Origin of the sequence: Uliginosibacterium sp. TH139 (assembly GCF_002855595.1) — a bacterium.
GTDB classification, from domain to species: domain Bacteria; phylum Pseudomonadota; class Gammaproteobacteria; order Burkholderiales; family Rhodocyclaceae; genus Uliginosibacterium; species Uliginosibacterium aquaticum.
This window is the reverse complement of sequence record NZ_PKRR01000016.1, coordinates 1-8336: the sequence shown is the minus strand read 5'-3', so window position 1 is coordinate 8336 and position 8336 is coordinate 1. Positions and strand designations below refer to the sequence as shown.

The window sequence follows — 8336 nt, the reverse complement described above, 5'->3', positions numbered from 1 at the left end:
CGTCCTCCTCTAGGACGTGAATGACATGGCAGCCATATTGCTCAATATCATCTAGAGCCTTCTGCTCCGAGGCATGCATGTTATTGCTCGCTAACGTTTGACGTGAGGGGCCGCCGTAGCGGCGAAGCCGCGAAGGGAACCCACAAGCGCAGCTTGTGGGCGGTCCCTCTCGACGGAATTGTTAGGTGCGCGGCTCATGAAAACAGACCCCATCGGTGGGAAATGGGAAGACACTCTTGGCACAGTGACCTGCCTTCATGGTTGCCACCATCAAGAATAACGAACTCAAGATCCGCATAGAGTGGACTACCGTCGAAACGGGCTGGGTTTTCATCGCGGTTCATCATCAAGTGCCCACATGCATCACAGTAGCAAGTGGACATTTTTTCCATCGGAATAAATCTTCCCTCTTGGGAAAGTAGCTTAAGACCGTGCTTTGCAAGCAGGGCGCGAATTTCACTCTCCACCTGCTCTAGCTTGTTATCAAAAGCCGATGAATCAATTTCTTCGCTAGTGGTCTCGAAGCTACTGAAATATTTCCAAATGGCAATGTGCTTCATTTTGTGTGAGCACCTAACGTGGAAGTGAGGGGCAGCCGGAGTGCGAAGCACGGAGGGAACCAACAAGCGCAGCTTGTTGGCTGTCCCGCTCGACTGCAGGGTTAGGCGGCTCTTTCACAAAATACGCTGTTTTTCGTTGTATCATTACGGTGAGCTCTTTAACGCCTGACCGCGCTTGCTTTGGAAAACTTGCTTGTGCCAATACATCTTTGGCGCGCGAAACCAACTTGTATTTTTCTCATTTTCGAACTGTGCCAATTGCGCCATTGGTATGTTGTACCGATGAAAAAGTGCAATCAAATCTCGAAGTGACTCTTCTGATATTCGGACTGAACGAACAACCAATGTATCTTGCTCCCAGCGGAGCGTGCCCTCGATTTCTAGCGCCCAGGCAAAAAGATGCTTTTCATCAAGCTGTGAACCGAATCGCACGCCGGAGAAATCTAGGTAAACCATGCAAGACGCCTAACGTGGAAGTGAGGGGCAGCCGGAGCGAAGCGGAGGGAACCACAAGCGCAGCTTGTGGCTGTCCCGCTCGACTGCAGGGTTAGACGTCTGTTTCACGATGAGACGCCTCAAGGCAACGCATAAGCATTACTTCCATACTGGAATTGGTCGGTTTGCCAAATGCCTGGACAGACCGTATCACCTCCAGCCATCTCCGGATAAACGCATCATCCTTTGCCAAGGATGCCTTTTCTGAGCTCCACCGCGCCTGGCAATTAAGCTCTTCTGCTTTGAGCTCATCGAACTCCTTGTGACATTGAGCGCACAGACTTGGTAGCCACCAGACAAATCGTTTCTGGTTTTCATACGCAGCCTTCTGAGCTTCTGCAGAGAAAACACAGTCAGCGAAGCACTTGCGGCAGCGGTATGCAATGTTTTCATACTCAACAGCTTTGTCGTCGTAGTGACCACCAGATGAATTCTGGCTAGACCTAGACCACGCATTGCGATCGATGGCGACTGACATGGGCGTGTTGAGATCGGAGACGTCTAACGTTTGACGTGAGGGGCCGCCGTAGCGGCGAAGCCGCGAAGGGAACCCACAAGCGCAGCTTGTGGGCGGTCCCTCTCGACGGAAGGGTTAGGCCCCGCGGAATCATACGCGCAGAGCCGAAATTCGAGCAGAGAGATCGTTTGCAAATTGCTCTGCTGTTTTTGAAAATCCATAAAAATCCACCTCCTCTGCAACCCCAGAGCTTCGTAAGTGAATAACTAAAATATCTATCGGTATATCATGGTCGGAAGGATTGTATGGGGGCAGAAACAAGGCATCTATGTCAGACAAATTGATGCACTTGCTTTTTCTTGTCACCTTAAATATTTTTAATTCATTTCTCGTTAGCTCTATGGACGAGAGTTTGTTTGAAATTACAATCATTCCGATAATCACAGAAAGTATAGTCGAGGTCTCAGCCCAATAGAATTCTATCGTTGATGGGTTTTGACTTTGAATCCCACTAAAAAGTGGGAACAAAATTATATATATAGATATTCCTATGATTAACGTCCACGCTATCGGAGGCGCCAACGGATATCGTAGTTTTATCGTTCGATTGATGTCTTCAGGATCTCGAACAGACATTCGTTTTTGCCTAACGTTTGACGTGAGGGGCGGCCGGAGCCGAAGGCGAAGGGAACCGCAAGCGCAGCTTGCGGACGTCCCTCTCGACGGAATTGTTAGGGCGTTGCATAGCGTCGCCTCAGTGCCAGATAGAACAACGCAATTAAAACACCATGCCAAAGTATTGCATCTAACCAGCTGCCGTGAGTCCACAGAACCTCAGCTACGCCAGGGGCTGCGCCTACCAGTAGTGCAGTAACCGGATTTGCAAAGTTTATTTTTCTTAGTAAAGCGTATAGCGGCATCCCGTAAAGCAGGACAACAGGAATGGCCAAGATAAAGCCGTAGCCCCCAACGGCCAGTGTACCTCCGACAACTTGGCCAACAGTTTTAAGTTCACCCGTAAAACCGAAAAGCGTCAGTAAGAACGCGCTCAATAGTGACCCAACTAATGCGGCTGCAATTCCGAGCAGTACTGGGTGAGGCTGGGGTTTCATTTCAGAAGCCCTAACGTTTGACGTGAGGGGCCGCCGTAGCGGCGAAGCCGCGAAGGGAACCCACAAGCGCAGCTTGTGGGCGGTCCCTCTCGACGGAATGGTTAGCTTCATTTGATACGGCGAATTATTTTTTCAGTTACTTTCTTAGCGGTACTGCGTGCTCGAATCTCATTGATGTAAGTTGGGATAAGACGCCACGCTTTCTCACCATCAAACCCTTTTGCGGGGATTAGGTTGAAGCATGCGATGAAGAAATTGTAATAGCCAAGATTTGTTGTAAGAACACGTACGGCTGCAGGTTGACTATCACCAAGCAACAAAGATAGAACAATTAACGGAAGTGCTATCGCTAGCTGAGTAAGCACGCCGCCCCATGCCACCAGACTGACTTCTTTTTCGTAGTAAGGTGCTTCATAGACGCATACGCCGTGAATGAAAGTTATATAAACATCATGAATGCGACAGCCTAGGCATTTTGCTACGTATGCGTGGCCGGCCTCATGCATAAGGATAATGGCCAAGTATGTAACCAACCATTCGACAGCGAGCAACGGGGTTTGAATCGCGCCAACCAAGAGCGCTGTGCAAATTACGAGGACTGACCAGTGGATATGCACTGGCGCACCGAAGATTCTGATTGATTCTGTTGCGATGAATCCGCGCATGTGATCGATGAAGCTAACGTTTGACGTGAGGGGCCGCCGTAGCGGCGAAGCCGCGAAGGGAACCCACAAGCGCAGCTTGTGGGCGGTCCCTCTCGACGGAATGGTTAGACATCTTTTGAGGCCAATGGATAGATTGTGCCGAGTTGGCGAATGCCAATAAAGAAGCACAAACCCCGATACATGCGCCGATGATCATGGGCAAGGCAAAAGCAAGTAAAAGAAGGATCGTGAGCCAAAATCGAATAGGGGTGATCGCCCTTGAGACAAGAAATCGGCCTGGCAGGAAACCTAATCGGATACCGTGAACACACAGAACGACGATGGAGAATCCAATGCCACCCACGCCCAGCCCAACATAAATATCTATAAACTCCAAGGGAATGTATTTCCCGAAAAAGGGGATTGCCAGTAAGGAAAGAAAAGCTGGCAAAAATATTCCGATCACCATCCATTTTGGAAGGCTTCTAGAAAACCGGTCATCGTCGCCATGTGGGAACATGATGTCTAACGTTTGACGTGAGGGGCCGCCGTAGCGGCGAAGCCGCGAAGGGAACCCACAAGCGCAGCTTGTGGGTTCCCTCTCGACGGAATGGTTAGAGATCACCAGAACTTGAACCATGGTTTCTTCGGTGCCTCAGGAGGCTGCGGCTGACGAAGGCTCAACTGGCGAAGAAGTTGGCCCACTACCGACTGATAAACCAACATGCTGAATACTTGAAGATTTGATACTTCGAACTTTCCACCAAGCAAAGGATGCAGCTTCCAGCCTAAGCATTCATCGTGACCTGGCGACAGCCCGTTTTGGATTGCAATCGGCAGCCACTCAGCAATGAAGATGCGATTCAACCATTCTTCAGATTTATTCAGTGAGTTGTATTCCGCAGAGTTTTTGGCCACCTGCTCATAGGTGCCTTCAAGCAGAGACAGTACCCAAAGGCTGCCATTAGGCTTACCGAAAACCCAGTCACCAAATGCGCTAATGAAGAGCGGAGTATCGCTTTCAGGGATGAGCCATTTCCATTCTGCGAGAAGTGCTGGGACGTCATGGTTTTTGGCATCCGACATGAGTGTATAGGTGGCGGACATGTGATCTCTAACGTTTGACGTGAGGGGCCGCCGCAGCGGCGAAGCCGCGAAGGGAACCCACGAGCGCAGCTTGTGGGCGGTCCCTCTCGACGGAATTGTTAGAGCGGCGGTGATCAGTGCTCACAAAGTGCATATGTATTTTTAACTCTTCCGCTTTCGGTGGCAATTTTGCAACGGCAAGCTGCTGGGCCTATCACGCTTACAACGGTACCTCCCACCTCGTGACGTACTGATTTCTCACCAAGTGAGTTGAACGCCGATATCGCTTCATCAACACTGCTGCTAGCAGCTATGCTTTCGCAGACGCCCCTAACCGCCCAATGGTTGCTTGCTGTTTCGTACGTCATCCTCCCCCACGTTACTGCGAATATGCCCGCGATCAGCAGGAAAGCCTTAGCTAATACGCCCCTAATTTGCATGAGCTCTAACGTGGAGGTAAGCGGACGCCGTAGCGCGCAGCGCGGAGGGAACCTGCGAGCGCCAGCTTGCAGGCGGTCCGCTTGACCGTAGTGTTAGACCACGCCGTATAGTTCATGCTGCAATCTACGAAACGTTTCTTTGAATTTAGCTTCAGCACTTGTCGGGAATGGATAGCCATCTGGCCCGGAAAATACAAAACTTTCAGTAGATACAGTTCCGCCGTCTCCGCGGATTCTGTCAAATTTTTCAAGCCAAGCATCGTAATGTTCGACCAAGCTACAGGCCTCGTTCATGAGTTCTGGCGGAATAAGATGGCCCTTGTTGAGCAACAGGTTCCGAATCGTCTCATTTCCTTCTCTGACAACCTTACTTTCGAGATATAGATTTTTCTTTGTCCAGCGGTTAAACGCTCTTTTGGTGCGCTCAAATTGCATCTGAAGTGGTCCGAACAGCTCGAAAAGTGCTTGTTCCTTCCATGTTCTTTCCGACTCAAAAACCTTAAGTGCTCGGGAAAGTTTTTCTTGAATCTCGGCTTCAATCGTCTTGTTATGGCGGACAAAGAGGACGCCAACAATCACTGCGCCAACGGAGCTACTGAGTAATCCTGTGACTGCGAGGTTGAGCAAGTCAGGCATATATGCTCCTTCTGCGTCTAACGTTTGACGTGAGGGGCCGCCGCAGCGGCGAAGCCGCGAAGGGAACCCACAAGCGCAGCTTGTGGGCGGTCCCTCTCGACGGAATTGTTAGGCAAGCGATGGCGGCGAAATAAGCGCATTTTTAACAACCTGTGCGACCGTATTTTCGTTTATGCCTTTTCGATCGCAATATTTGGAATTTGTTAGCCAATCTTGCAACAACTTGGCGCCTTTGCTTGAGTTGCAGGACATGCAGCACAAAGCGATATTTTCTCTAGTGATGATTCTCTCATCGTTTACGATGTGCTCCCACGAAGACTTTGATTTTCGGGTGCCACACGAACCAAACGTGATTCCACAATAAATACATCGAGCGTCTCGGGCGACAACTTCTTTTTCAAGCCATTCCGGGATATTCCATCGGTTCATATTCGCAGACTCACTGTTCTCAGATGCCTAACGTTTGAGCTAAGGGGCGGCCGGAGCGCGAAGCGCGGAGGGAACCCAAAGCGCAGCTTTGGGCCGTCCCTATTGAGCGAATTGTTAGGCGGATGGGTGAAGAAACCGGCCTTTCACGCCCAACGAATGCGCCGCACAGCGAAGGCAACCACTTAGGAATAATCACGGCTCGCCTGGACGAGCCACCGGTGAGACAACGCGCGGCACTCACAGCCCGCACGGCACTGCCGACAAATTATCACAGGCCAAGCGACGCGAACGATCAGATGCCGATCAAATAAGCGCATCAAAAGCGGCGCGACCGAACAAGCAAGTTTTTGCGCCAACCAACTACCGACCGGTTTAAGCGCTCAACCTAAAAACAAAGACCAACAACCAAGACGCCTAACGTTTGAGCTAAGGGGCGGCCGGAGCGCGAAGCGCGGAGGGAACCCAAAGCGCAGCTTTGGGCCGTCCCTATTGAGCGAATTGTTAGGCGGATGGGTGAAGAAACCGGCCTTTCACGCCCAACGAATGCGCCGCACAGCGAAGGCAACCACTTAGAAATAATCACGGCTCGCCTGGACGAGCCAACGGTGAAACAACGTGCGGCGAACACAGCCCGCACGGCACTGCCGACAAATTATCACAGGCCAAGCGACGCGAACGATCAGATGCCGATCAAATAAGCGCATCAAAAGCGGCGCGACCGAATAGCCGAGGTTTTGCGCCAACCAACTGCCGACCGGTTTAAGCGCTCAACCTCAAAACAACGACCAACAACCAAGACGCCTAACGTTTGAGCTAAGGGGCGGCCGGAGCGCGAAGCGCGGAGGGAACCCAAAGCGCAGCTTTGGGCCGTCCCTATTGAGCGAATTGTTAGGCGGATGGGTGAAAAAACCGGCTTTTCACGCCCAACGAATGCGCTGCTCAGCGAAGGCAACCACTTAGAAATAATCACGGCTCGCCTGGACGAGCCACCGGTGAATCAACGTGCGGCACTCACAGCCCGCACGGCACTGCCGACAAATTATCACAGGCCAAGCGACGCGAACGATCAGATGCCGATCAAATAAGCGCATCAAAAGCGGCGCGACCGAATCACCGAGGTTTTGCGCCAACCAACTGCCAACCGGTTTAAGCGCTCAACCTAAAAATAAAGACCAACAGCCAAGACGCCTAACGTTTGACGTGAGGGGCCGCCGCAGCGGCGAAGCCGCGGAGGGAACCCACAAGCGCAGCTTGTGGGCGGTCCCTCTCGACGGAGTGGTTAGGCGGATTCCGAGGTGTCGTTTGGCGGTTCATCATCCGGCATGAAGGAGAAGGCTTGGCGAATGAAGAGGCTGCGCGCAAGCTCCTCCTCCACCCACGCCTGCTTACGTCCATCAAAGAACACCTGTACGACCCCTTTCTTGCGAAAAACGGCTGGGTCCAGCGGACGAATTGCGTAAGGGTTGTGGTAGATCTGCAAGCCATCTGTGATGGTTTCACCAATTTCATCTGGTGTTCCAACTCGACGAATCGGCCGGCCATCGGGCTCCGACCCCCAAATCGTAGTTATGAGGGTTTTACGGCTGGACTCCCCCGTTACTAGAGAATCTACTTTTCCCCAGGTTGCCGTGCAAGAAAACATTACGGCACTAATTTCGCGCATCCGATCATCATTGAAAAAACCAAGCTCTATTTCTACGCCATTATCTTTAGTTACAAAGCCGAGACTCTTGGATCGCGGACCGTTCGGAAATTCGCTTGGATTTCTCAAATACTCATCTTCATCGACGTAGTGGTCGTAAAGAACTGATTTGATAGGGCGATTGTATTGGTGATTGAAATATGGCTGCTCGAACGGCGCGACAGCCAGAACAAATGGACGTCCTTGCACATGAGGTTGGGATGCGTAGTCTTTGCAGTATTTTCTGTGCTTGCTGTATATGGCGCTGGAAAGGCGAACCATTGCCTCGTGGTTTAATTTTTGAAGATCGAGGCTCTGCATGTCTTCTGCAGAAAACTTCTTGTCCCATTCGTTAGGTTTGCCATCGGCTGCATTTGCAGTTACTGCTTCGATCAATATGTTTTTAGATTCATTAACCAAAACAGAGAAATCTGGCGCCGACTTTGACCAATCGATTGTGTAACCGTAATCTTTGATGACGGCATGTAAATACAACTCCCAAAATGGAGAGTTGAATGACAACTGGAACTCCTGAACAAATTTACCGTCCCGATCGGTAAAACCGTCCGCCCACCGAGTAACAACTTCACGGCTGGGCTTGCAGAACGGGGATAGCACTGTCTTAAAATGCGGGTGCCAACGTTCTTGCGGAAATAGTGGGGTAAATAGTTCCAATGACCGAAGCCCTTTAGCAATACGCCTAACGTTTGACGTGAGGGGCCGCCGTAGCGGCGAAGCCGCGAAGGGAACCCACAAGCGCAGCGTGTGGGCGGTCCCTCTCGACGGAATGGTTAGG

Annotated in this window: 9 protein-coding genes; all 9 read right to left on the bottom strand. The window is 51.2% G+C overall.

Going from position 1 to position 8336, the window contains the following annotated elements:
- Window positions 1-194 precede the first annotated feature (194 nt).
- Window positions 195-560 (bottom strand): hypothetical protein, encoded by a 366-nt coding sequence (locus C0V76_RS19310; protein WP_101944552.1) that lies wholly within the window; start codon window positions 558-560, stop codon window positions 195-197.
- Between the two features lie 144 nt (window positions 561-704).
- Window positions 705-1016, bottom strand: coding sequence for a hypothetical protein (locus tag C0V76_RS19790; RefSeq protein ID WP_143707491.1), 312 nt, complete (start codon window positions 1014-1016; stop codon window positions 705-707).
- 646 nt (window positions 1017-1662) lie between these two features.
- Window positions 1663-2148 (bottom strand): hypothetical protein, encoded by a 486-nt coding sequence (locus C0V76_RS19785; RefSeq protein ID WP_143707490.1) that lies wholly within the window; start codon window positions 2146-2148, stop codon window positions 1663-1665.
- A 95-nt stretch (window positions 2149-2243) separates the two neighbouring features.
- Window positions 2244-2624 carry a hypothetical protein gene (locus tag C0V76_RS19780; RefSeq protein WP_143707489.1) on the bottom strand — a complete coding sequence of 127 codons (381 nt, stop codon included), beginning with the start codon at window positions 2622-2624 and terminating at the stop codon, window positions 2244-2246.
- Window positions 2625-2731: 107 nt separating this feature from the next.
- Entirely contained in the window at window positions 2732-3289 is a 558-nt protein-coding gene (locus tag C0V76_RS19775) for a hypothetical protein (protein WP_143707488.1), read from the bottom strand.
- Window positions 3290-3302: 13 nt separating this feature from the next.
- Window positions 3303-3908: a hypothetical protein gene (locus C0V76_RS19770; RefSeq protein ID WP_143707487.1), complete on the bottom strand. Its 606-nt coding sequence runs from the start codon at window positions 3906-3908 to the stop codon at window positions 3303-3305.
- Window positions 3890-4375, bottom strand: a complete 486-nt coding sequence (locus C0V76_RS19305; RefSeq protein WP_101944551.1) for a T6SS immunity protein Tdi1 domain-containing protein — start codon at window positions 4373-4375, stop codon at window positions 3890-3892. The genes C0V76_RS19770 and C0V76_RS19305 overlap by 19 nt, the downstream gene beginning before the upstream one ends.
- A gap of 512 nt (window positions 4376-4887) precedes the next feature.
- Window positions 4888-5430 (bottom strand): hypothetical protein, encoded by a 543-nt coding sequence (locus tag C0V76_RS19300; protein WP_101944550.1) that lies wholly within the window; start codon window positions 5428-5430, stop codon window positions 4888-4890.
- Between the two features lie 1708 nt (window positions 5431-7138).
- The coding region (locus C0V76_RS19765) for a hypothetical protein (RefSeq protein ID WP_216821806.1) at window positions 7139-8336 on the bottom strand (1198 nt) is incomplete at its 5' end.

Excerpts from the sequence above, each read along its gene's own strand:
- C0V76_RS19790 (WP_143707491.1), bottom strand. The coding sequence starts at position 1,016 with ATGGTTTACCTAGATTTCTCCGGCGTGCGATTCGGTTCACAGCTTGAT.
- C0V76_RS19780 (WP_143707489.1), bottom strand. The coding sequence starts at position 2,624 with ATGAAACCCCAGCCTCACCCAGTACTGCTCGGAATTGCAGCCGCATTA.
- C0V76_RS19310 (WP_101944552.1), bottom strand. The coding sequence starts at position 560 with ATGAAGCACATTGCCATTTGGAAATATTTCAGTAGCTTCGAGACCACT.
- C0V76_RS19305 (WP_101944551.1), bottom strand. The coding sequence starts at position 4,375 with ATGTCCGCCACCTATACACTCATGTCGGATGCCAAAAACCATGACGTC.
- C0V76_RS19775 (WP_143707488.1), bottom strand. The coding sequence starts at position 3,289 with ATGCGCGGATTCATCGCAACAGAATCAATCAGAATCTTCGGTGCGCCA.
- C0V76_RS19300 (WP_101944550.1), bottom strand. The coding sequence starts at position 5,430 with ATGCCTGACTTGCTCAACCTCGCAGTCACAGGATTACTCAGTAGCTCC.
- C0V76_RS19785 (WP_143707490.1), bottom strand. The coding sequence starts at position 2,148 with ATGTCTGTTCGAGATCCTGAAGACATCAATCGAACGATAAAACTACGA.
- C0V76_RS19770 (WP_143707487.1), bottom strand. The coding sequence starts at position 3,908 with ATGGTTCAAGTTCTGGTGATCTCTAACCATTCCGTCGAGAGGGAACCC.